Genomic DNA, 22,095 nt, shown 5'->3' with positions numbered 1-22,095 from the left:
TGTGCCGATGTTTTGCTTGTGCTCCGGCTTGCGCTCTTCGCAACCAAGGCTAAGCCAGCAGAAAACCTGGCTGTCCCTTCTCCCGCCTGCGGGAGAAGGTGCCCGGAGGGCGGATGAGGGGGCTTCTACGCTTCTACGCTTCTACGCTTCTGCGCTTCTGCGCTTCTAAAGCTCCCGCCTCCACCCTCGCCCACCCCAATCCCCCAAACGCAAAACGGCCGCCCGAAGGCGGCCGTTCTTTGCAAACAGGCGCAAGCGCCTGTCAGCGGGATTACTCGGCGGCAGCAGCAGCTGCAGCGGCCTTGGCGGCCAGACGAGCAACCTTGGCCTGCTGAGCAGCGGCCAGATCTTCCTTGATGCGAGCAGCCTTGCCTTCCAGGCCACGCAGGTAGTACAGCTTACCGGCGCGAACCTTACCGCGGCGCTTCACTTCAACCGAGTCGATCACGGCGCTGTGGGTCTGGAAAACGCGCTCGACGCCGTAGCCGTGCGAGATCTTGCGCACGGTGAAAGCGGAGTTCAGGCCGGCATTCTTGGTGCCGATCACGACGCCTTCATAGGCCTGCAGACGCTCACGTGCGCCTTCCTTCACCTTCACATTCACCACGACGATGTCGCCCTGGCTGAACTTCGGCAGTTCGCGGGTGACCTGGGCGGATTCAAACTCCGCGACGATGGACTTGTTCAGCTTGCTCATTGGATTACACCGATTGTTCGGGTGGGCGTGTCATTCGACAGCGGAATCTCATGCAGTCACCGAATTGCGCTGCACGTTTATTGTTTTGTTTCCAACGCCAGCCACAAAGGACCGACGGGAACTCGCAATTCTAGCCTATTGTTCGCCCTTGGCGCCAGTAGGAGCTGAATCGGCGGCCAGCGCCTCGCGGGCTTCAGCCAGCAGCTTGCGGTCGGCCTTGCCCAGCGCCGCCTCGTCCAGCAGGTCAGGCCGGCGCAGCGCGGTGCGCAGCAGCGATTGCTGCCGGCGCCAGCGCGCAATGGCAGCGTGATTGCCCGAGCGCAGCACGTCTGGCACATCGCCCAGCACATGACTGGAGGGCTGACTGTAATGGGGGCAATCCAGTAGGCCGTCGCCCTCAAAGCTGTCCTGAACCGCCGATTCAGCATCGTTCAGGGCACCCTCTTGCAAGCGGGTAACCGCATCGATGATCACCGCCGCACCCAGCTCACCGCCGGACAGCACGTAATCACCGAGGGAAATCTCTTCATCCACTTCAGACGCCAGGAAACGCTCGTCCACACCTTCATAGCGGCCGCACAGCAGGATCATCCGCGGCATTGCCGCCAGCTCGCGCACCTTGGCCTGGGTCAGCGGCCGGCCCTGCGGGCTGAGATAGATCAGCGGCGCCGGTTGCGGATCAGCAGCGCGCGCCGCCGCCAAGGCGGCACGCAGCGGCTCGATCAGCATCACCATGCCGGGGCCACCACCGAACGGACGGTCATCCACCCGCCGGTAATTACCCTCGGCGAAGTCGCGCGGGTTCCAGCCATGCAATTCCAGCAGGCCGCGCTCCTGCGCACGCCCAACCACGCCCAGTCCAGCGGACTGAGCGAGGAATTCCGGAAACAGGCTGATGACGTCGACGCGCACCGGGCTTAAAACTCCGGATCCCAGTCAACCACGATCAGGTTGGCGTCGAAATCGACCGACTTGACGAAGTCGCCCATCACGAACGGCACCATGCGCTCACGATCACCGCGCACCACCAACACATCGTTGGAGCCGGTGCTGAACAAATGCGAGGCAATCCCCAGCTTGACGCCTTCGACGGTCTGCACATCCAGGCCTTCCAGATCGACCCAGTAATATTCATCCGGGCTCGGCGGCGGCAAGGCGCTGCGGGCGATGTAGATCTCGGTGTCGCGCATCGACTCGACCACATCACGGTCGGTCACGTTCGGGAACGTGGCCACCAGATGCTTGCCCGAATCACGGCCACGCACACCGGAAAGCTCGGATTCCTGCCCTGCGGGAGTGCGCAGAATCCAAGGCTGATATTTGAAAATGGCAGAACGCGGCTCGGTCCAGGACTCGAGCTTGAGTTCGCCGCGCACACCAAAAGCGCCGGCAACCCTGCCAAGCAGGATCCGGCGCTCGGAATCTTTCTTCATGTCGGAAACCATCGGGCCGCGCTTTCGCGCGGCCCGTCAGGATCAGGCCGCGACGGCCTGGGCCTTGGTCGCTTCCTTGTACAGGTTGCGAACCTTGTCGGTCAGCTGGGCGCCATTGGCGACCCACTTGTCGACAGCGGCGATGTCCAGCACGATGCGCTGTTCTGCACCCTGGGCGACCGGGTTGTAGTAGCCGACGCGCTCGATGTTGCGGCCGTCACGGGCGCTACGGACGTCGGTCACGATGATGTGGTAGAACGGACGCTTCTTGGCGCCGCCGCGGGTCAGTCGAATCTTGACCATGGTGTTTTTTCCTTATTGCCCAGTCGCCAGGATGGCGCGGTAAGCCGACGATTATAGCGGCGCCTACCGCCCATTCCAACCCCGCCCTTATGGCCCAAGCTGAACAGGCTGATGGCTTGGCACGGCTGAATCTTCGGGTTTGAGGCTTGCTGGCGCTTTCGGCGTCGGCTGAGAGGCCCTCCCCCTAAAGCACCACCCAAGGCGCCTCATCCAGCGCCCGCTGCAACTGCTGCAACAGCTGTTCCGATTGCACAAACGGCACATCACCCACCCGCGACAACGGCCACATGCCGCTGGCATTACAGGCAACCGCCCCGGAAAAACCTGCCAGCGTCGCCAGTCCCAGTTCGCGCCGCACCTGCGCTTGCCCCAGCCGATCCAGTCCGGCAATCAGCAATTGCTCCGTGACACCGCGCAGGGCCGCTGCCTGCGGCCACACCACTTGCGCACCATCCCAGAACGCCAGATTCCAGGTACTGCCCTCACTCACGTTGCCCGCACCGTCGACGAACACCACATCATCAAATCCCTCGCGCATGGCCTGGCGACGGTGATGGAACAACGGGAACGTGCCTGCATGTTTGATATGCGCCAGTTCGCGCTGATAGCGCAGCGGCGCAACCGTGCGGGCGGTCGTCGAGATCGCGGCTGGCGCAGCAATGCCGATCAACACATCCACCGGCACGACGCGCAGTGGCTGGCGGAAATCGAACGCACGCGAAAACACGGTGATCCGCACCGAGGCATCGCACGCATCGCACTGCGCCAACGCATCCTTCAGCCACACAGTGAGCTGCGCGACATCCAGCCCGGCATCAAACAGCTCGTGCGTGGCCTGCTGCAGACGCTGCTGATGCAACACCCATCCCTGCACCGCGCCCTTGCGCACCTGCAACGAGGTGAAGTGGCCGTAATTGACCAACGCCGCACCCAATACATTGGCATCAGCGAATTGTCCGTTGCAGAACAGATGGCTCACAGCAGCACCTGTGCCTGGGCCCACATTGTCCGAATGATGTCGGCGGCAGGTGCGCGACGCGCCAACCATGCCGACTGCCCCGCCCATGCCTGCATCGCATCAAGTTGATCGGCGGCATTCGCTTCGCGACGCATCCCGGCGGTAAGCCCGCGCTGCACCGGATACGGCTGCGGCAACGGCGCTTCGGCGGCTTCGGCCGCACGCACATACGCCGTATTCAACGCGCGGCCCAAACGCCCACTGAAAGTGCGGGTAACGCGTGTACCTTCCGGCTCGGACTCGGCCAATGCCAAGCGCCACGCCTGCGGAATATCGGATTCATCAGCAGCGAGAAATGCGGTGCCAACCTGCACGGCGCTGGCACCCAGCAACAGCGCCGCGGCGACACCACGACCATCGGCAATGCCACCGGCTGCGATCACCGGCACCTGCAGGTGATCGGCCAGACGCGGCAACAGCGCGAACAATCCGCTCATCTGCAATTCGGCCTTGGCCGCATCAAACGCACCGCGATGACCGCCCGCCTCCATGCCCTGCGCGATCACCGCATCCGCACCGGCGGCTTGTGCCTGCAAGGCTTCGTCCAACGTAGTGACGCACGCAAACCAGGCGATATTCGCCGCTCTCAATCGCTGCACCTGCGCAGCAGAAAGCACGCCCATGATGGTCGATGCCACCGCAGGCCGCGCCTGAATCAGTGCTTCAAACTGGGCATCGAAATCGGCCGGGCCTGCATCACCGGCAGCGGCCGGCACCTGTGGGCCCCATTTACCAAGAAAATCGCGGGTCGCCGCTTCAGCAGCAACATCGCGCACGGGCGCCGGATCCGGCACCCACAGATTGACCTGTGCGGGGCCCTGCGACTGCGTTCTGAAAGCACCCATCCACTGGCCGATCTGCTCCGGGGTGGACAGCACTGCGCCCATCGCGCCCATACTGCCAACGTTGGCAAGCGCCGCCGACAGCGGCACCGGGCAGGCGCCGGCCATCGGCGCCAGCAGGATCGGGAGTTCAACGCCAAAGCGCTCGCAGAACGCGTTGGCCCGGGAGGAAATGACAGCGTTGTGCATGGCGGTGAAGTTGCCGCCGGGGCCTGCCCTGCTCAGCGAAGCGAGAGGGCGTAGGAGCGCACCAGCTGACTGTCCATCTCTTCGTTGAAAGTGAAGTTCACATACTGGGCGTCATCGGCAGTGAAATCCACATCCACCCGCGAGCGCCCGATTTCGGTACCCGCTTCATCCAGCGCGCGCGCCATGAAGACGCCCTTGTATGGCTTGGTGGTCACCACGTAAACCGACGCATCCTTGGAGCCCATGCCACGGCTCTTGCCGAGCGTCACGGTCATGCCGTTATTGGTGACCGACGCATCCACGTCCAGCTTCAGCGACATGCGCTTGTCCACGCCCTCGCCCAAGCCTGCAACAAAGTCGGTGGCCGTGCCGCTGATCGCGCTGCCTGCCTTCTGCGACAGCGAGCGATCTTCACCGCATGCGCTGAGTGCCAGCACGACCGCCGCCAAGAAAATTCCCTTCTTCATGCGCATTTCCCATCCCTTTGTTTGAGTTCAATGGCCTGGATCAACGGAACGGCAAGCCGCCCTTGCCACCCATGGCGCCGAGCATGCCCTTCATGTTGCGCATCATGCCCTTCATGCCACCGCCGGCGAGCTTGCTCATCATCTTTTCCATCTGCATGTACTGCTTCATCAGCTTGTTGACGTCTGCCGGCTGGGTGCCGGAGCCACGTGCAATGCGGGCACGACGCGAGCCGTTGAGCAGGCCCGGATTGCGGCGCTCCTTCTTGGTCATCGAGCCGATGATGGCGATCATGCGCGGCACTTCCTTGCTCTGCGATGCCTGCTGCTTGAGGTGCTCGGGGATCTGGCCCATGCCCGGCAGCTTGTCCATCAGGCCGCCGATGCCGCCCATGTTCTGCATCTGTTCCAGCTGGTCGCGCATGTCGTTCAAGTCGAACTTCTTGCCCTTGGCGACCTTCTCGGCCAGCTTCTGCGCCTTGTCCTTGTCGACCTGCTGCTCAACCTGCTCCACCAGCGACAGCACGTCGCCCATGTCGAGGATGCGGCTGGCCACGCGCTCGGGGTGGAAGATATCCAGCCCGTCGACCTTCTCGCCGGTACCGGTGAACTTGATCGGCTTGCCGGTGATGTAACGCACGCTCAGCGCGGCGCCGCCACGGGCGTCACCGTCGGTCTTGGTCAGTACCACGCCGGTCAGCGGCAGTGCTTCGCCGAACGCCTTGGCGGTGTTGGCTGCGTCCTGGCCGGTCATCGCATCGACCACGAACAACGTTTCGGCCGGATTGACCGCCGTGTGCAGGGCCTTGATCTCGGCCATCATCGCTTCGTCGATCGCCAAGCGGCCGGCGGTATCGACCAGCAGCACGTCGACGAAGGACTTGCGCGCGTCATCAATGGCGGCGCGGACGATGTCCACCGGCTTCTGCTCGGCGGTCGACGGGAAGAACAGCACGCCAACCTGATCGGCCAGCGTCTTCAGCTGCTCGATGGCGGCGGGGCGATAGACGTCGGCCGAGACCACCATCACTTTTTTCTTGCGCTTTTCCTTCAGGTGCTTGGCCAGCTTGCCGACCGTGGTCGTCTTACCAGCACCTTGCAGGCCTGCCATCAAAATGATGGCCGGGGCCGGCACATTGAGGTTCAGGTCGGTGGCCTGCGAGCCCATCACGGCGGTCAGCTCGTCGCGCACGATCTTGATCAGCGCCTGACCCGGGGTCAGCGACTTGAGCACTTCCTGGCCGACCGCGCGGACCTTGATCTTCTCCACCAGCGCCTGCACCACCGGCAAGGCCACATCGGCCTCAAGCAGGGCGATGCGGACTTCGCGGGTGGCCTCGCGGATGTTTTCCTCGGTCAGGCGGCCGCGCCCACGCAGGCGCTCGATGGTGCCGGAAAGGCGCTGGGTCAGTGACTCAAACATGCGATGGGACCTGCAGAAATCGTGGAAACAGAGACGGCAAGTATAACGGGCGGCCATGCTGCCCGCCGGTTCGCATCGCCAGCAGCGGGCCCGTGTGCGAAACTGACGCGATGACAATCGTTCTCATCGCCACGATCCTGTATCTATCGGCCGCGGCCCTGCTCGTTCGCGGCCTGGCCGCCGACCGCTCTGCGCCGTCGCGCAGCTGGCTGGCACCGGCCGTGACTGCTGCGGTGTTGCATGGCGGTTACCACCTGGTGGTGGCGGTGCGAACTACAGGCGGCCCGGACATGCACTTCTTCGCGGCCATGTCGCTGGTCGGGCTGGGCATGAGCGTGTTGACCGCGCTGGTAGGCGCGCGTGGCCGTATGGCGGCGCTGGGCGTGGTGGTGTTCCCGATGTCCGCCATCCTGCTGCTGGCCTATCACGGCTACGGCCACGAACCGAGCAAACTGCTGGGCTGGCGCCTGGCCGCGCATGCTTGGCTGGCATTGCTGGCCTACGCCACGCTGAGCATCGCCGCGCTGCTGGCGATCATGCTGTGGCTGCAGGAACGCGCCTTGCGCCGCCGCGATTTCCGCCCGTGGCTGCGTGCGCTGCCGCCGCTGGCCGATCTGGAAACCCTGCTGTTCCGAACCATCACCGTCGGCTTCAGCCTGCTGACACTGACGCTGGTGACCGGTGTGCTGTTCGTCGATGACCTGCTGGCACAGAAGCTGGTGCACAAGACGGTGCTCAGCGTGCTGTCGTGGATTGTGTTCGGCACCTTGCTGATCGGCCGCCGCCGCTACGGCTGGCGCGGCAGCAAGGCGGTGCATTGGACCTTGAGCGCGATGGCACTGTTGCTGTTTGCCTTCTTCGGCAGCCGCTTTGTGATTGAGCTGGTGCTGGGCCGCGGCTGAATCCGCAGTGCCGAGCCATGCTCGGCAACGGGCATTACCGGGAAAGCCGCTGCCGAGCATGGCTCGGCACTACGAGCCATGCCCCCTACTCCGCCGCAGCTTCCAGCGCCTCGGACAAGCGCTCCACCGCGATCACTTCCATGCCCTTCACCGAGCCGTTCTTGGGCGCATTGGCCTTGGGCACAATCGCGCGCTTGAAGCCGTGCGTCGCCGCTTCGCGCAGGCGGTCTTCGCCATTGGGCACCGGGCGGATTTCGCCGGACAAACCGACTTCACCGAAGGCGATGGTTTTCTCCGCCAATGGCCGGTCCTGCAGCGACGACAACACCGCCAGCAGCACCGGCAGATCGACCGCGGTTTCCTGCACGCGAATGCCGCCGACCACATTGACGAACACGTCCTGGTCGCCGACCACCACACCGCCATGACGGTGGAGCACGGCCAGCAGCATGGCCAGGCGATTCTGTTCCAACCCCACCGCGACACGGCGCGGATTGGACAGTGGCGATGAATCGACCAGCGCCTGCACTTCCACCAGCAGCGGGCGCGTGCCTTCTCGGGTGACCATCACACAGCTGCCGGGCTGACGTGTGCTGCCGCCGGACAGGAAGATCGCCGACGGGTTGGGCACTTCCTTCAACCCCTTGTCGCCCATCGCGAACACGCCCAGTTCATTCACCGCACCGAAGCGGTTCTTGAACGCGCGCAGCACGCGGAAGCGGCTGCCGCTCTCGCCCTCGAAATACAGCACCGCATCGACCATGTGCTCCAACACACGCGGGCCGGCAATGCCGCCTTCCTTGGTGACGTGGCCCACCAGAAACACGGCGGTGCCGGTCTCCTTGGCGAAACGCACCAAACGCGCGGCACTCTCGCGCACCTGGCTCACCGAACCTGGCGCAGCAGTGACGGATTCGGTCCACAGCGTCTGCACCGAATCGGCCACGATCAATTTCGGCTTCGCCGTGGCAGCGTGCTGCAGAATGTTTTCGACGCCGGTTTCGGCCAAACCATTGAGGCCTTCCAACGGCAGATCCAGACGCACCGCGCGACCGGCGACCTGTGCCAGCGACTCTTCGCCGGTCACGTACAACACCGGCAGCGTACTGGCCATTTTTGCCACGGCCTGCAGCAGCAAGGTCGACTTGCCGATGCCCGGATCGCCGCCGACCAGCACCACCGCACCTTCGACCAAGCCGCCACCCAACACACGGTCGAACTCACCGATGCCGGTCGACACGCGCAGGTGTTCGGTCTGCTGCACATCCTTCAGCGCGGTGATCTTGGGCGCATCCACCTTGCCGGCCCAGCCGCTGCGGCGCGACGCCGGCGACTTCGTGGCGGCAGCACTTTCCAGCACGATTTCGCTGAGCACGTTCCAGGCGCCGCACTCCGTGCATTGGCCCTGCCACTTGTTGTACTCGGCACCACATTCCGTGCAGACGTACGCGCTACTGCGAATCTTTGCCATGGAGGTTCCTGCCTGCGGGGAAGCGCAGGATAGCCGAGCCCGGTCGCAACGGTTGCGACAACCCGGCGCGAATCAGCCCTGCGCGGCTCTTGCGGCGATCATCGCCCGGTACTGGCGCGGCGCCATGCCGACTTCCGCCTTGAATTTGCGGGTGAACGCGCTCTGGTCACTGAAACCACAGGCCTGGCCGATGCTGGCCACGCTTTCGTCACCGTGCAGCAGGTGCAGCGCGATCTGGATGCGCAGACGCGTGAGCACCTGCTGCGGCGTCATCTGGAACACCTTGCGGAACGAGCGCTCCAGCTTGGACAGCGAGAACCCGGTGATATCCAGCAAGGTCTGCATGCGCACGTTTTCGGCGTAATGCGTGTTGAGATAATCCAACGCCAAGCGCAGCGGCTCGTACTGTGATTCCAGCCCACCGCGCTGGCCCAGGTCACGCGAAATACCGATCAAACCGACCACGACCCCGTTCTCGACAATCGGCCGCTTGCAGGTCAGGCACCAACCCGGCTGCTGATTGGCCAGCAACTGCAGCTCCATGACGTTCTCGACCACTTCGCCCGCCAACACCCGCGCGTCCTGCTCGACATACGCCTCGCTCATGCCGGCCGGATACACCTCGTCGGCACGCTTGCCGATGACCTCGCCACGCGACTTCACTCCCAGCCGGTGCATCATCGTCAGGTTGACGTGCGTATAGCGCCCCTGCGTGTCCTTGGCGAAGAACAGCACGCTGGGAATGGCATTGAACAGGGCTTCGATTTCGGCGGGGTCGATTCGCATCACAGACAACTGGGCAAGCGGACGGGGGACGGGAAGGACGTCCGGACAATGCCGGGGGCGCCACGATGCCACAGAAGTGGGTGCGGGACACAAGGGTCCCGCACCCGCCGCCCGGATCAGAAGCTGTAACGCAGATACAGATTGGTGCTGCGCGGCGCCTGCAGCGCCGTCACCGAGCGGAACGACGGCAGCGGCACCACCTTGCCGCTCGCGTCCAGGCCGGTCGCCGAGACCATGTCGCGCTGGGTCACCGCGTCGTTGTTGCTGACGTTGGTGACCGACAGATCCAGGCTCAACTGCTGGGCCCGGACGCGGCCGAAGTTGAAGTCGTAGCCCACGCTGACGTCCCAGCGCCAGGTGCTGTCGGTCTTGCCGCCGCTGCCCTGCGGCGACAGCACGCCGTTGCAGTAATGGGTCACCGCGCCGGCCTGCACCAGCAGATCGAACTCGGGGCTGTTGTCCGGATAGACGCCCATGCAGCTCTGCGGAATCCCCGCTGCCACGTTCAGCACCGAGCCAACGCGCAGCCCGCTGCCGAAGTAGTAAACCCCGTTGGCGACCAGGCTGTGTCGCTGGTCACCGCTGAGGTTGCCGTTGCTGCCAAACGTGTTCTGCAGGAACTGGTAATTGCCGCTGGTGCCCGGCTTTGGATCATTGGAGCGGGTCAGATTGGTGTAGCCATCGTGATTGCCGTAGCGGTGCGACCAGGTGTAGCTGAGGTTGAGGTAATACGGCTCCTCCGCGCTGCGCTGGTGCGACAGCTGCGCGCCCAGTTTCAGGTAACGGCGCTTGGCCTTTGGCATGCCGAGGTAGCTGTTGGGAATCACGATGTCCTGCAGCACGTCATCGCCATCCAGGTAATCCCGCAGCACGATGTTGCTGCCAGGATTGAACTCGATACAGCCACCACCGCCGGTCAACCCGCCATAACCGGCATGGCCGTTGTCGCGCACGTAATCACTGATGCGCCCGTCCAGGTCACAGGTCTGGTCAACGATGCGTTTGAGATCGTGGAACGCCGCCTGCCCGAGGAACGACCAGGTCGGTGACAACTGCTGCTGCAGATACACCTGGTATTCGTTCTGGTAGGTGTTCTTCATGTTGCGGCTGACCACCGCCGACATCTCCGGCAACGTGCCGTCGTAATACACATAGTCGGCAACGGTATTCAGACCGGTCGGGCTGCCGTCCGGGTTGCGGCCGGTGTAGGTGTGGTAGCTGAGTTTGTAGGTCTGCGCCGAGGCGATCAGGTAACTCAGTGTCGAAGGCATCGGCAGCGTGTAACGGCCGACATTGGCACCGATCTTCAACGAGCTGTCACCGCGCACGTCCCAGGAAACACCCAGACGCGGCGAGAACAAGTCCATATCCAGGAACTGCGTGCCGGTGGAGGTCAGGTTTTCCATCTGATCCCAGCGTCCGCCAAACATCACCCGCACGTTGGGCGACACCTGCCAGTTGTCGTACAGGTAAATGCCCTTCTGCTTGCTCTCGAACTCGCCACCGATGGCGTACTCGTACTTGTAGACCACATCGCCCGGCGGCGTGAAGCTGCCGATCTGGTACGGGTAGTTCAGGTAGTAGTAGTAATAACCGGCCGGGTTGGTCTCAGGCTGGTAGTAGTAATTGTTGCGATAGAACTCGCCACCCAGCACCACTTCGTGGTCGCCGATGTTCCAGGTGACATCACCCTTGAAGCCCTTCTTGTCGAAGTAGTAATTCAGCGGTGCCCAGGCCTCGCCCGGGCTGATCGTGCGCTCAACGCCGGTCGCATAGTCGTACTCGCCGATGTACGGCACACCGGACAATTCGGTCGACTGTTTGTAGTCGTAACGCATGGTGCCGCCCATCAGGCGCAGACGCAGGTTGTCGTTGATGCGCCAGTTGTAGTTGCCGATCACCAGCTTCTGCTTGGTCTGCAGGTCACTCCAGCTCGACTCGCCATAGCTCGACTGCGATGGGTCATAGGCGACGCTGTCACTCTGCGCGAGCGCGAGGTGATAATCGGTGGCGTACTCGTTGCGGTAAGCGGCGACGTTCAGCGACTGATCGTCGGTGATGTTCCAGGTCAGGTTGATCAACCCTTCCTTGCTGTTGCGACGCGTATCCGTACGCGTGTTGGCGGTGTAGCTGCGCGTTTCCGTACCGGGGTCGCGGCCGTACAACACATAGGCGAACAAACGGTCGCGCACGATCGGGCCCGAGCCCCACACATAGTGCTGGGCCGTATGACCATTACTGTTGTCCGATTGGTACAGGCTGGGCGAACCCATGACGTTGTAGCGGTCCTGGCCACGCGGACGCAGCGCGCTGGAGGTCGGTGGCGTGTAGTACAGGCTGTAACCGCCATGCACTTCGTTGCTGCCCTGTTTGAGCGTGGCCGAAGAAATACCGCCGGTGGTGCTGGTCCAGCCCAAACCACCGCTGCCGGTGATCAACTGGGTACTGGCCACGGCCACTTGCGGGAACACGATGGCGCCGGCGCCGGTGACGTCGTAGGACGTGTCGAATTCGTTGAAGTAGTAGCGGTTTTCGGTTTCGCTGGCGCCGCCGATCTGCGCGAAGCTTCTGCCCATCACCGTGGACGAATCCAGCCGTGCCAGCGCATAAATGCTGGTCTGGCTGACGGGCAGATCGGCCAACAGATCCGCGGTGTAGATGCTGGACAACTCCGGCGTGCTGACATCGATCGGATTGATCACTGTGTTCAAGTTGCTGGCAGTCACCGTCACCGTGCCCAACTCGGTGGCCTGCGCCGCTGTCGGCACCGCCGACGCCGCATTCGCCACGACGTTCACACTGCGGGTGCTCAGCACTTGGCCATCGCGCATCACCTTGACCTGGTAAACACCCGGCGCCAGTTGATCGAGGCTGTACTGGCCATTGCGATTGACGTTAATGACCTTGGCAAAACCGCTGGCGTCGCGACTGACTTCCACCACCACGCCGCTCTCACTGGTCGTGCCATACAAGCCACCGGTGATGGACTGCGCCTGCGCCTGCATGGCCAGCCCCAAGGCCATCGCCAATCCTGCCAACCGCACCGACCGCCGCCCACCCTGCTGTGCTGCCCACCGCGTCTTGCTGATGCCGTTCATAGCTACCCCGGAAGTTAAGAAATGCCAGCCCGCCCCTGATCGCTGCGATCTGCGCCCCCCTTGGCGAAATCACCGCGCCTGCCGTTGCTCGTTTCGGCACAAGACAACTGCGTGACAGATATTCCGGGTACAGCGGGAACGCCGTCTTGAACGTTTCGACTCAACCAATGGCCGAATTCGGCAAAGTCGGTTTCTGGCGGATTGCCGAAAACGTCTCACATGAAACATTTGAAACAGTTTCATCGGGATATTCCGCCGAATTCAGCACAGCGAACCTGCGCCGATGTTCAGTACCAATGGCAATGACATTTATCCGGGCCCACATCCTGCGGCAGCGACAATTGCTGACTACAAGGACTCTGGTCAGATGCTGACAAGTCAGCGGCCAGCATTGTCAGTACTTCGCTCAACCAGCCCGAATCATGCGCTGCTGCGTTTGGAAGAACGCTGCCCGGCTCCACGCACGCTACGAATCAGCACAAAAAAGCCCCGCCGAAGCGGGGCTTTTTCAATCATGCGATGTAGCGGTGGCTACGATCAGCCCCACGGATCCTGCAGGACCATGGTGTGATCGCGGTCTGGACCGGTCGACACGATCGAGATCGGGCAACCGGCCAGTTCTTCCAGCGCGCGCAGGTACGCACGTGCAGCCGGCGGCAGCTTGTCCCACTCGGTGACGCCGTGGGTGTTCTCGGTCCAGCCCGGGAACTCCAGGTACACGGGCGTGCATTCTTCCCAACCCTGCGCGTCCAGCGGCGCGTATTCGGTACGCTTGCCACGGTATTCGTAGGCGATGCAGATCTTCAGCTTTTCCATGCCATCCAGCACGTCCAGCTTGGTGATGCACAGGCCGGAGATGCCGTTGATGGCCACTGCGCGCTTGAGCGCGACAATGTCCATCCAGCCGCAGCGACGCGGGCGGCCGGTCGACGCGCCGTACTCGGCGCCACGGTCACGGATGCCCTGGCCGACTTCGTCGTCCAGTTCGGTCGGGAACGGGCCGCCGCCAACGCGGGTTGCGTAGGCCTTGGCAATGCCCAGCACGTAATCGATGGCATCGGCGCCCACACCGGCACCGGCCAGCGCACCGCCGACCGTGGTGTTGGAGCTGGTGACGTACGGATAGGTGCCGTGGTCGATGTCCAGCAGTGCACCCTGTGCGCCTTCAAACAGCACGCGCCTGCCCTGCTTGCGCAGGTCGTGGCAGATGCCCGCAACGTCGGACTTCATCGGCTCGACGTATTCGCCGAAAGCCAGCGCTTCCTTGTAGACGGTGTCGAAATCCACCGCTTCCACGCCCAGGTACTTGGTCAGCACGAAGTTGTGGTAATCCAGCGCGGCCTTGAGCTTCTCAGCCAGCTGCTCCGGGTAATGCAGGTCGGCCACGCGAATGCCGCGACGCGCCACCTTGTCTTCATACGCCGGGCCGATACCGCGGCCGGTGGTGCCGATGGCCTTGCCGCCAGCAGCCTTCTCACGGGCCTGATCCAGAGCAATGTGGTACGGCATGATCAGCGGCGCAGCCGGGGAGATCTTCAAGCGCGAACGCACTTCAACGCCGGCCGTTTCCAGCTCTTCGATTTCCTTGCACAGCGCGGCCGGAGAAATCACCACGCCATTGCCGATCAGGCACAGCGCGTCATCGCGCAGAATGCCGGACGGAATCAGGTGCAGGACGGTCTTCTTGCCGTTGATGACCAGCGTATGGCCCGCATTGTGGCCACCCTGGAAACGGACCACTGCACCAATTTCTTCGGTCAGCAGATCGACGATCTTGCCCTTGCCTTCATCGCCCCACTGGGCGCCGAGAACAACAACTGATTGACCCATGACGGGTAACTCCTGAATTTTTGCTGCGACCATCGGGGCCGCGGACGGGGCCGTGCGCTGCCCTTGGTTTGCCATCCAGGACGCTCCATCGGGGAGCATCCGGCAAACGCCAGGGCCATACACGGAAAAAGCCGAACGGGACGCTCTGTAAGGAGCTAGCCCGACCGGCTTTTGTGGATTATCCGGGTTTTGCCTGACGGCTACCACCCCTTGGGGTTCAGCTCACTGGCACCGGTCGTCCCGCGTTCAGTGGCGTGACCACCACAGCGCGACCAGCCCGGCCAGCAGTACCAGAGCGCCCATTTTTCGCAGCGAGGATGTTGGGAGTTCAAGCATCTGCGAGGCCATCCGCTTCCAGGCCAATGGCGTGGCGAACAGGAACAGGCCTTCGAGAACGGCCACGAGGCAGAGTGCGGAGAGGAGGTCTTTCATAGGATGGTGGGCTTGGAGCCGGGGGACTTAGGCCCAGGCTTTGAGCCTTGGCCTTGAGCCTTGGCTTTGGCTTTGAGCCTTGGCTTTGGCTTTGAGCCTTGGCTTTGGCTTTGAGCCTTGGCTTTGGCTTTGGCTTTTGACTATCCCTTCTCCCGCTTGCGGGGGAAGGTGCCCGTAGGGCGGATGGGGGATCTCTTAAAGGCTCTAGAAGCCTACCCTCACCCCAACCCCTCTCCCGCACGCGGGAGAGGGGCTAAAAGCGGCGATCAGCCGATCAGCGATCGCTCTTCATGTACTGCAGGAACGGGTCGTTCTTGTCGAGTACGATCACGCCGTTGCCGTCGGTCATCGAGCCGCGATAGGCCTCAAGACTGCGGTAGAACGAATAGAACGCCGGGTCGGCCGAACCGGCCTTGCCGTAGATCGCCGCTGCCTGCGCATCGCCTTCACCGCGCAGTTGCTGGGCGTCACGCTCAGCCTCGGCCACGATGACCGTGCTTTCGCGATCGGCCTGGGCACGGATGGTCAACGACTGCTCTTCGCCTTCGGCGCGCAACTTGGCGGCCTCCTGCTTACGCTGGGCGCGCATGCGCTCGTAAACGTCGGTGATCACCTGGCTGTCGGTCGGCAGGTCAATCTGCTTGATGCGCAGGTCGACGATCTGCATGCCCAACGTCTTGATGGCCTCGTTGATGCTCTTCAGCTGCCCGGCGATCAGCTCGCTGCGGTCACCGGATACCAGCGCCTGCAAGGTGCGCGAGTTGATCTGGTTACGCAGCGAGTCGGTGATGATCGGCGCAAGGCGGGCATTGGCCACCTTGCTGTCACCACCGGTCGCGCGGTAATACGCCCGCACATCGGAGATGTAACCGATGGCAAAGAAGTCAACGCTGACGTCCTTCTGCTCGGCAGTGAAGTAACGCGCCGGGGCGGTGTCGAGCACCTGCAGGCGACGGTCGAATACACGCACCGTTTCCACCAGCGGCACCTTGAAGTGCAGGCCCGGCTTGATGTCCGCGCGCACCACCTTGCCCAGGTTCAACACCATCGCCGTCTGGTCTTCACGCACCACGTAGACCGAACCCAACAGGCCCAGCAGCACCACGACCAGCAGGCCGATTCCAAGGGAATTTTTCATCGGCCTGCCTCCTCACGATTTGCCGAGCGTGAGACCGTACGGTCCGGGTTGCGAATGCTGTCGGTCGTTGCCGGCAAGGCCGGCACCACCATGTCCGGGGTCAGCTGCGGGGCATTGCCCGTGGACTTCGCGTCGGCCGGCATCGGCACATAGATCAACTGGCGACCATCGCCACCAATGACCTTGCGGTTTTCCGACAACACCTGCTGCACGGTTTCCAGCCACAGGCGCTTGCGGGTGACTTCCGGCGCGTTCTTGTACTCGGCCTGCAACAGGCTGAAGCGACGTGCATCACCCTCGGAGCGGGCAACAATGGCCTGCTTGTAACCTTCGGCGGTGGTACGGGCACGCGAGGCTTGACCACGCGCTTCCGGCACAACCTTGGCGGCATAGGCCTGGGCTTCGTTGATCAAACGTTCCTTGACCTGCTGGGCACCGTTGACCTCGTCGAAGGCCGGCTTCACTTCTTCCGGCGGACGCGCGTCAGGCAGGGTCAGCCCGGTGACGCTCAGGCCGGTGTTGTAGTCCTTCAAGGAGGCCTGCAGGCGCTGCTCTGCCACCACGGCCAGCGGGCCGCGATTGTTGAGCACGGTGTTCAGGTCGGCACGGCCCACCTGCTCACGCACCGCACTCTGCGCGGACTGCTCCAGCATCTGATCGCCATCGACCGTGCCGAACAGATACAGGCGCGGATCATCGACGCGGTACTGCACGTTCAGCGCGACGTTGACGATGTTCTCGTCGCGCGTCAGCACCGGCACGTTGCTGCTGAAGGTTTTGATCTGGGTGGCATTGACCTTGACCACCGATTCCAGCGGCCACGGCAGCTTGAAGTTCGGGCCCGGTTGCAGAATCCGCGAGTACTCGCCAAAACGCAGCACCACGCCGCGTTGCTGTTCGCCGATCAGCTGGAAGCTGGAGAACAACAGCAGCAGAGCCAGTGCAACCAGCACCCAGCGCCAAATGCCGCCATCAAACAGGTCGCGCAACGGCCCGGGCAAACCACCGCCCCAGCCACCGCCCCAACCGCCTCCATTGCCGCCACGTGGCTTGCGGGGCGCACGATTGTCGTCCCCACTATTGCCGCCGGGTGTATTCCAGGCCATGCATGCTCCATCTGTAAGGGCCGGTGTGCGGGTCGCTCCCCGTCCTGCCCGGCCATCAATCGAATCCCGATTCTAACAAGGGAGTCTGTGAACTGGTTCAGCGCTTCGGCAATCGGAGGCGTTTCCCGCCGATCGGTTAAGCCACCAGCTTATCCGCGAAAAGCCGGCCCGGTGCGCGCCGGGCCTGTCGTCAGCTGGCAAACCCCAAATGGAGCTGCCTTCACTAGGAATAAGGGCAGACCTGCCGTTTCCCAACCGCTATCGTTGGACATCCGTTCCAAAGCAGGCAGTCGCATGTCCCTTCCCCCCGATTTTTCCGCTTTCCGCATCCACAGTGACGACGCTGGCTACCGCAGCGGTCTGGAGCAGGCAACGCTGGATCAGCTCAGCCCCGGCGAGGTGGTGATCCGCGCCCATTGGTCCTCGGTGAACTACAAGGACGCGCTGGCCGGCACCGGCAAGGGCAAGATCCTGCGCCGTTTCCCGCTGATTGGCGGCATCGACGTGGCCGGCGAAGTGGTTGCCTCCACTGATCCGGCCTTCCGGGAGGGCGATGCGGTGCTGACCACCGGCTGCGGCCTGAGCGAAACCCGCGACGGCGGCTACAGCCAATACGTCCGGCTCGAATCCAAGTGGGTGATTCCCCTGCCCGCCGGCCTGTCTCTGCGCGAGGCCATGATTCTGGGCACGGCTGGCTTCACCGCTGCGCTGGCCTTGTTCCGCATGAAAGAGAACCGCCAGTCGCCCGCACATGGCCCGCTGGCAGTGACCGGCGCCACTGGCGGCGTCGGTTCCTTGGCGGTGGACATCTTCAGCCGCGCTGGCTTTGAAGTGCATGCCATCAGCGGCAAGGCCGAGGCGGCGGATTACCTGACCACCATCGGCGCCCGCCAGGTGCTGGGCCGCGATGCGCTGGGCACCACCCGGCCGATGGAATCGGCCCGCTTCGGCGGCGGCTTGGACAACGTTGGCGGCCCCATGCTGGTCAGCCTGCTGGCGCAGACCACGCCTTACGGCAACGTTGCCTCCGCCGGCCTGGCCGCCACCGCCGAGCTGGACATGACGGTCATGCCCTTCATCATCCGCGGCGTGTCGCTGCTGGGCGTGGCGTCGGCGGGCACCGCCCGCGACGTGCGCGATCAGGTCTGGCAGCTGCTCGGCAACGAGTGGAAGCCGCGCCACCTGGACACCATCTGCACCCGCGAAGTCGGTCTGGACGAACTGCCGGGGGTTTTTGACACCATGCTCAGCGGCAAATCCTTCGGCCGCACTGTCGTAAGAGTTGATTGACGCCCGTCACGCCGCGCCATGGACGTGACGCACAGCGCTTCACGTTCAGGGCGGGCCGGCACTACACTCGCCGGCATCTTGGGGAAAGCAGGATCTTGGGGAACCACATGGCACGCATCCTGATCGTCGACGACTCACCCTCACAGCTGATGGGTATCCTGCGCATCGTTGAGAAGTTGGGGCATGAAACCTTTACCGCTACCGATGGCGCCTCCGGGGTGGAGGCCGCCAAGTCGGTGTTGCCGGACCTGATTCTGATGGACGTGGTGATGCCGAACCTCAACGGTTTCCAAGCCACGCGCACGCTCCGGCGCGAGGCCACCACGCAGCACATTCCGGTGATTCTGGTGACCACCAAGGATCAGGACACCGACCGTTTGTGGGGCATGCGCCAAGGCGCCAAGGCCTACATCACCAAACCGTTCACCGAAGATGATCTGTCTGCAGTGATCGCGCAGGTGTTCAGCGCCGAAGCACCGCCCGTCACCTGAGTCATCTGTGGCGTTGATGCCGGGCAACACTGCCCGACGCAAACGTCAGCCACAAAAAAAGCGGCGCAAGCGCCGCTTTTTTCGTACCTCGCCTGGCTGGAATCAACCGGCCTTGGCAACTGCCTTCTTCGCCACAGCCTTCTTGGCCGGCGCCTTGGCGACAGTCTTCTTGGCGACCGGCGCAGCTGCGCCCACGGCCACCTTGCTCACCGTATGCGAACGCGAATTGCCGTAGCTGGCGTTGAAACGCTTGCCCTTGGCGGTCTTACGGTCACCCTTACCCATGTCGTCAACTCCTTAGTTTGAAATCAGATTGCCCCGTGCTGACACGGGTTTGGCGAGGCCGCGATGAGCGCCCCCGCGCATGAAGTGGTACAGCCTAGCATGCGCCCTCAATGTGCGCAGCTTGCGTCGTGCACGTGGCGATGATTCAAGCGCAGATTCAGTACATGCGCGAGCCCGACCAGCACGCCGCCCACGGTCATCACGATGGCGTGCGGCACCTGCGAATGGTGCAGCTCGGCATGCAGCAGCCCGGCCCACAACAACCCCAGACCCGGCACCAGCAATGCCAGCGCCAGCAGCGCGCGGTGCCGGTAATAGCCCCAGATCAGGCTGGCCAGACCCAACAGCGTCACGAAGATCACCACGGTCGCCTCAACGCTGTCGCTCAACCAGAACGACAAGCCTAGCGACGGGGCCACGGCGAGCAGCGCCGGAAGTACCGCGCAATGCACTGCACATAACAAGGAGCCCGTGGCTCCGAAGCGGTCGAGGAACTGGCGTAGCGAGGTCGACAGAGGCATGACTTCCAGCAGGGTCGGCGAATCGTTATGGAATAATATAACATAATCACCGACCCGAGCCGAACCAACCGCCACCTCCCCCACGTCGCTTCCGGTTCAGCACGCCCCCCAAGTGATACACAGTAACAACCAAGGACACACGTCAATGCATGCACTACCCCGCCGCTTCAACCGCCATCTCCTTTTCGTCGCGCTGAGCACCGCCCTGCCCGGCGTGGCACTGGCTGCCGACAACGACGACGCGACCGGCCAGAGCCATCACTTGACCGAGCTGTCGACGGTCAAGGTCACCGCATCGCCGCTGCAGGGCCCAGCCGAATCATTGGCGCGACCGGTGGACGTACTGGCCGGCGAGCGCCTGGATGAACAGAAGTCCGGCACGCTGGGTGACACCGTCGCCAAGCTGCCCGGTGTGCAGAGCACGTTCTTCGGCCCGGGCGTTGGCCGCCCGATCATCCGTGGCCAGGAAGGCCCGCGCGTGCAGGTGCTGTCCAATGGCGTCGGCAACATGGACGCTTCCACGGTCAGCGCCGACCACGCCACCAGCATCGAGCCGTTTCTGGCTGACCAGATTGAAGTGTTGAAAGGCCCGGCGACGTTGCTGTTCGGCAGCGGCGCGATTGGCGGCGCGGTGAATGTGGTGGATGGCCGCATCGCCAGCGAAATTCCGGACCGCCCACTCAGCGGCCGCGCCGAGCTGCGCGGCAACTCGGTCAACGACGAGCGCAGCGGCATGTTCCGACTGGACGGCGTCAACGGGAACTGGGTGCTGCATGTCGATGGTCTGGTGCGCAATGGCGACGACTACCGCATTTCCGGCTATGCAGTGATTGATGGCCTGGAAGATCACGATGCGCACGCCCATGACCCGAGCGACAGCGATGAGCCGCGCCGTGGACGCTTGGACAACAGCTCGGTGCGCACGCGTGCGGGCGGCCTGGGCGCGACCTGGTTGGGCGAAGGTGGTTACTTCGGCGTGTCTGCCGGCACCTACCGCACCAATTACGGCATTCCCAATGGCGCGCATGTGCACGCTGACGATGATCACGGCCATGACCATGACCATGACCATGACCACGATCACGGCGATGAGGAAGAAGGTGAGGAGCACGATGTCCGCATCGACATGGTGCAGAACCGCTTCGACATGAAGGCTGGCATCTACAACCCGGTGTCGTTCCTGAAGAACATCAACCTGCGTGCCGGCTATACCGATTACGAACACACCGAGCTGGAAGGCGGCACGCCGTCCACGCGCTTCACCAATCGCGGTATCGAAACGCGATTGGAAGCGGTGCAGCAGCAGATTGGCGGCTGGGATGGCGCGTTCGGCCTGCAGGTGAGCAACGGCGATTTCGGTGCCAAGGGCGAGGAAGCGTTCGTGCCGGACACCGGCACCCGCAGCGCTGGTTTGTTTGTGCTGCAGGAAAAGAAGTTCGGCCCGTTCAAGCTGGAACTTGGCGCACGTCACGAGCAGATCAAGCTGGACCCGACCGGCGATTATCAGCGCCGGAAATTTGATGCGACCAACCTGTCGGCAGCCGGCATCTGGACGCTCAACGATGCGGTGGACCTGCGCTTTGGCATCGACAGCTCCGAGCGCGCGCCGACCAACGAAGAGTTGTATGCCGCCGGTGCACATATCGCCACGCGCTCGCTGGAGATCGGCGATTCCAAGCTGAAGACCGAACGCGGCCAGCGCGCGGAGCTGGGTATCCATGCCCACAGCGACCGCCTGGATTTCTCCGCCGCCATCTACCAGACCAAGTTCAAGGACTTCATTTACCTGGCCGACACCGGCGTGACCGAGTCGCTGCCGGTACGTCTGTGGACGCAGCAGGACGCCACGTTCAAGGGTGCTGAAGCCGAAGCGACCGTGCACATGTTTGAAGGCAATGCCGGCGATTGGGATCTGCGCGTGTTTGGCGACTACGTGAAGGCTGAGCTCGATGGCAGCGGCAGCCGTTCGGCCAACATCGCCGTGCCGCATGGCGACCACAACCACAACTACACCGTGGATCTGGCCAACAGCGGCTACCTGCCGCGCATCTCGCCGGCACGCATCGGCGCGGATCTGCGTTGGTCGCGTGACGGCTGGCGCGCCTCGGTGGGTGCGGTGCGTTACAGCAGCCAGAAAGATGTCGCGCAGAACGAGGAGCCGAGCGGCGGTTACACGCTGGTGGACGCGCATATGGCCTACCGCTGGGACCGCAGTGGCAGCAACAGCTACGAAGTATTCCTGGACGGCGGCAACCTGACCAATCGCGAAGCCCGCCCGCACACCTCGCTGCTGCGTGACTACTCGCCGCTGCCGGGCCGTGGCGTGGCGTTTGGGATTCGCGCCTGGTTCTGATGCGCTGAGCGGAAGGGCCTCCC

Annotated in this window: 21 protein-coding genes; 4 read left to right on the top strand and 17 right to left on the bottom strand. The window is 63.4% G+C overall.

Going from position 1 to position 22,095, the window contains the following annotated elements; genetic code table 11:
• Positions 1–271: 271 nt before the first annotated feature.
• The 8 genes from rplS to ffh all read right to left on the bottom strand — a co-directional run bounded on the left by rplS (position 272) and on the right by ffh (position 6,369).
• On the bottom strand, positions 272–697 hold the full coding sequence (rplS, locus tag ACREP4_RS06290) for a 50S ribosomal protein L19 (RefSeq protein WP_431595294.1): 426 nt from the start codon (positions 695–697) through the stop codon (positions 272–274).
• Between the two features lie 135 nt (positions 698–832).
• Positions 833–1,609, bottom strand: a complete 777-nt coding sequence (trmD, locus tag ACREP4_RS06285) for a tRNA (guanosine(37)-N1)-methyltransferase TrmD (protein ID WP_431595293.1) — start codon at positions 1,607–1,609, stop codon at positions 833–835.
• A 5-nt stretch (positions 1,610–1,614) separates the two neighbouring features.
• Positions 1,615–2,130, bottom strand: a complete 516-nt coding sequence (gene rimM, locus ACREP4_RS06280) for a ribosome maturation factor RimM (protein ID WP_431595292.1) — start codon at positions 2,128–2,130, stop codon at positions 1,615–1,617.
• Between the two features lie 42 nt (positions 2,131–2,172).
• Positions 2,173–2,433, bottom strand: a complete 261-nt coding sequence (rpsP, locus tag ACREP4_RS06275) for a 30S ribosomal protein S16 (RefSeq protein ID WP_057635769.1) — start codon at positions 2,431–2,433, stop codon at positions 2,173–2,175.
• Positions 2,434–2,617: 184 nt separating this feature from the next.
• The gene (locus tag ACREP4_RS06270; RefSeq protein WP_431595291.1) at positions 2,618–3,412 is read right to left on the bottom strand and encodes an aminotransferase class IV; all 795 of its coding nucleotides are present in this window, start codon (positions 3,410–3,412) and stop codon (positions 2,618–2,620) included.
• A complete protein-coding gene (locus tag ACREP4_RS06265) occupies positions 3,409–4,482 on the bottom strand; it encodes an NAD(P)H-dependent flavin oxidoreductase (protein WP_431595290.1) in 1,074 nt (357 codons plus the stop codon). Before ACREP4_RS06265 ends, ACREP4_RS06270 begins: the two co-directional genes overlap by 4 nt.
• 32 nt (positions 4,483–4,514) lie before the next feature.
• Complete coding sequence (locus ACREP4_RS06260; RefSeq protein ID WP_431595289.1) at positions 4,515–4,949, bottom strand: hypothetical protein; 435 nt, start codon at positions 4,947–4,949, stop codon at positions 4,515–4,517.
• A gap of 40 nt (positions 4,950–4,989) precedes the next feature.
• A complete protein-coding gene (gene ffh / locus ACREP4_RS06255; RefSeq protein ID WP_431595288.1) occupies positions 4,990–6,369 on the bottom strand; it encodes a signal recognition particle protein in 1,380 nt (459 codons plus the stop codon).
• A 110-nt stretch (positions 6,370–6,479) separates the two neighbouring features.
• On the opposite strand from ffh, the gene ACREP4_RS06250 reads away from it, so the two are divergent.
• The gene (locus ACREP4_RS06250; protein WP_431595287.1) at positions 6,480–7,271 is read left to right on the top strand and encodes a cytochrome C assembly family protein; all 792 of its coding nucleotides are present in this window, start codon (positions 6,480–6,482) and stop codon (positions 7,269–7,271) included.
• 85 nt (positions 7,272–7,356) lie between these two features.
• On the opposite strand, the gene radA is transcribed toward ACREP4_RS06250, so the two are convergent.
• The 7 genes from radA to hflK all read right to left on the bottom strand — a co-directional run bounded on the left by radA (position 7,357) and on the right by hflK (position 17,132).
• Entirely contained in the window at positions 7,357–8,742 is a 1,386-nt protein-coding gene (gene radA / locus ACREP4_RS06245; RefSeq protein WP_431595286.1) for a DNA repair protein RadA, read from the bottom strand.
• A 72-nt stretch (positions 8,743–8,814) separates the two neighbouring features.
• Complete coding sequence (locus ACREP4_RS06240) at positions 8,815–9,531, bottom strand: helix-turn-helix domain-containing protein (protein WP_431595334.1); 717 nt, start codon at positions 9,529–9,531, stop codon at positions 8,815–8,817.
• 113 nt (positions 9,532–9,644) lie between these two features.
• Positions 9,645–12,626 carry a TonB-dependent receptor domain-containing protein gene (locus tag ACREP4_RS06235; protein WP_431595285.1) on the bottom strand — a complete coding sequence of 994 codons (2,982 nt, stop codon included), beginning with the start codon at positions 12,624–12,626 and terminating at the stop codon, positions 9,645–9,647.
• Positions 12,627–13,163: 537 nt separating this feature from the next.
• Positions 13,164–14,456 (bottom strand): adenylosuccinate synthase, encoded by a 1,293-nt coding sequence (locus ACREP4_RS06230; RefSeq protein WP_431595284.1) that lies wholly within the window; start codon positions 14,454–14,456, stop codon positions 13,164–13,166.
• A 246-nt stretch (positions 14,457–14,702) separates the two neighbouring features.
• Positions 14,703–14,888: a DUF2065 domain-containing protein gene (locus ACREP4_RS06225; protein WP_431595283.1), complete on the bottom strand. Its 186-nt coding sequence runs from the start codon at positions 14,886–14,888 to the stop codon at positions 14,703–14,705.
• A 274-nt stretch (positions 14,889–15,162) separates the two neighbouring features.
• Positions 15,163–16,026 (bottom strand): protease modulator HflC, encoded by an 864-nt coding sequence (gene hflC, locus ACREP4_RS06220; RefSeq protein ID WP_431595282.1) that lies wholly within the window; start codon positions 16,024–16,026, stop codon positions 15,163–15,165.
• Entirely contained in the window at positions 16,023–17,132 is a 1,110-nt protein-coding gene (gene hflK, locus ACREP4_RS06215; protein ID WP_431595281.1) for an FtsH protease activity modulator HflK, read from the bottom strand. Before hflK ends, hflC begins: the two co-directional genes overlap by 4 nt.
• A gap of 294 nt (positions 17,133–17,426) precedes the next feature.
• Between hflK and ACREP4_RS06210 the strand changes: the two genes are divergently transcribed.
• Positions 17,427–18,422 (top strand): YhdH/YhfP family quinone oxidoreductase, encoded by a 996-nt coding sequence (locus ACREP4_RS06210; RefSeq protein WP_431595280.1) that lies wholly within the window; start codon positions 17,427–17,429, stop codon positions 18,420–18,422.
• Positions 18,423–18,529: 107 nt separating this feature from the next.
• Positions 18,530–18,913, top strand: coding sequence for a twitching motility response regulator PilH (gene pilH, locus ACREP4_RS06205; protein ID WP_431595279.1), 384 nt, complete (start codon positions 18,530–18,532; stop codon positions 18,911–18,913).
• Between the two features lie 102 nt (positions 18,914–19,015).
• On the opposite strand, the gene ACREP4_RS06200 is transcribed toward pilH, so the two are convergent.
• Complete coding sequence (locus ACREP4_RS06200) at positions 19,016–19,198, bottom strand: 30S ribosomal protein THX (protein ID WP_431595278.1); 183 nt, start codon at positions 19,196–19,198, stop codon at positions 19,016–19,018.
• A 107-nt stretch (positions 19,199–19,305) separates the two neighbouring features.
• The gene (locus tag ACREP4_RS06195) at positions 19,306–19,719 is read right to left on the bottom strand and encodes a MerC domain-containing protein (protein WP_431595277.1); all 414 of its coding nucleotides are present in this window, start codon (positions 19,717–19,719) and stop codon (positions 19,306–19,308) included.
• Between the two features lie 145 nt (positions 19,720–19,864).
• On the opposite strand from ACREP4_RS06195, the gene ACREP4_RS06190 reads away from it, so the two are divergent.
• Entirely contained in the window at positions 19,865–22,072 is a 2,208-nt protein-coding gene (locus ACREP4_RS06190) for a TonB-dependent receptor (RefSeq protein WP_431595276.1), read from the top strand.
• Positions 22,073–22,095 lie beyond the last annotated feature (23 nt).

This window comes from Stenotrophomonas sp. (assembly GCF_050737575.1).
In the GTDB taxonomy this organism is placed as follows: domain Bacteria; phylum Pseudomonadota; class Gammaproteobacteria; order Xanthomonadales; family Xanthomonadaceae; genus Stenotrophomonas.
The sequence above is the reverse complement of the archived record's forward strand: the minus strand, read 5'-3'. Positions and strand labels throughout refer to the sequence as shown.

What these genes read in the sequence shown, in the direction of transcription:
- rplS (WP_431595294.1), bottom strand. Translation starts at nt 697, where the DNA reads ATGAGCAAGCTGAACAAGTCCATCGTCGCGGAGTTTGAATCCGCCCAG.
- rimM (WP_431595292.1), bottom strand. Translation starts at nt 2,130, where the DNA reads ATGAAGAAAGATTCCGAGCGCCGGATCCTGCTTGGCAGGGTTGCCGGC.
- rpsP (WP_057635769.1), bottom strand. Translation starts at nt 2,433, where the DNA reads ATGGTCAAGATTCGACTGACCCGCGGCGGCGCCAAGAAGCGTCCGTTC.
- ACREP4_RS06265 (WP_431595290.1), bottom strand. Translation starts at nt 4,482, where the DNA reads ATGCACAACGCTGTCATTTCCTCCCGGGCCAACGCGTTCTGCGAGCGC.
- ACREP4_RS06260 (WP_431595289.1), bottom strand. Translation starts at nt 4,949, where the DNA reads ATGAAGAAGGGAATTTTCTTGGCGGCGGTCGTGCTGGCACTCAGCGCA.
- ffh (WP_431595288.1), bottom strand. Translation starts at nt 6,369, where the DNA reads ATGTTTGAGTCACTGACCCAGCGCCTTTCCGGCACCATCGAGCGCCTG.
- ACREP4_RS06250 (WP_431595287.1), top strand. Translation starts at nt 6,480, where the DNA reads ATGACAATCGTTCTCATCGCCACGATCCTGTATCTATCGGCCGCGGCC.
- radA (WP_431595286.1), bottom strand. Translation starts at nt 8,742, where the DNA reads ATGGCAAAGATTCGCAGTAGCGCGTACGTCTGCACGGAATGTGGTGCC.
- ACREP4_RS06235 (WP_431595285.1), bottom strand. Translation starts at nt 12,626, where the DNA reads ATGAACGGCATCAGCAAGACGCGGTGGGCAGCACAGCAGGGTGGGCGG.
- ACREP4_RS06230 (WP_431595284.1), bottom strand. Translation starts at nt 14,456, where the DNA reads ATGGGTCAATCAGTTGTTGTTCTCGGCGCCCAGTGGGGCGATGAAGGC.
- ACREP4_RS06225 (WP_431595283.1), bottom strand. Translation starts at nt 14,888, where the DNA reads ATGAAAGACCTCCTCTCCGCACTCTGCCTCGTGGCCGTTCTCGAAGGC.
- hflC (WP_431595282.1), bottom strand. Translation starts at nt 16,026, where the DNA reads ATGAAAAATTCCCTTGGAATCGGCCTGCTGGTCGTGGTGCTGCTGGGC.
- hflK (WP_431595281.1), bottom strand. Translation starts at nt 17,132, where the DNA reads ATGGCCTGGAATACACCCGGCGGCAATAGTGGGGACGACAATCGTGCG.
- ACREP4_RS06210 (WP_431595280.1), top strand. Translation starts at nt 17,427, where the DNA reads ATGTCCCTTCCCCCCGATTTTTCCGCTTTCCGCATCCACAGTGACGAC.
- pilH (WP_431595279.1), top strand. Translation starts at nt 18,530, where the DNA reads ATGGCACGCATCCTGATCGTCGACGACTCACCCTCACAGCTGATGGGT.
- ACREP4_RS06200 (WP_431595278.1), bottom strand. Translation starts at nt 19,198, where the DNA reads ATGGGTAAGGGTGACCGTAAGACCGCCAAGGGCAAGCGTTTCAACGCC.
- ACREP4_RS06195 (WP_431595277.1), bottom strand. Translation starts at nt 19,719, where the DNA reads ATGCCTCTGTCGACCTCGCTACGCCAGTTCCTCGACCGCTTCGGAGCC.
- ACREP4_RS06190 (WP_431595276.1), top strand. Translation starts at nt 19,865, where the DNA reads ATGCATGCACTACCCCGCCGCTTCAACCGCCATCTCCTTTTCGTCGCG.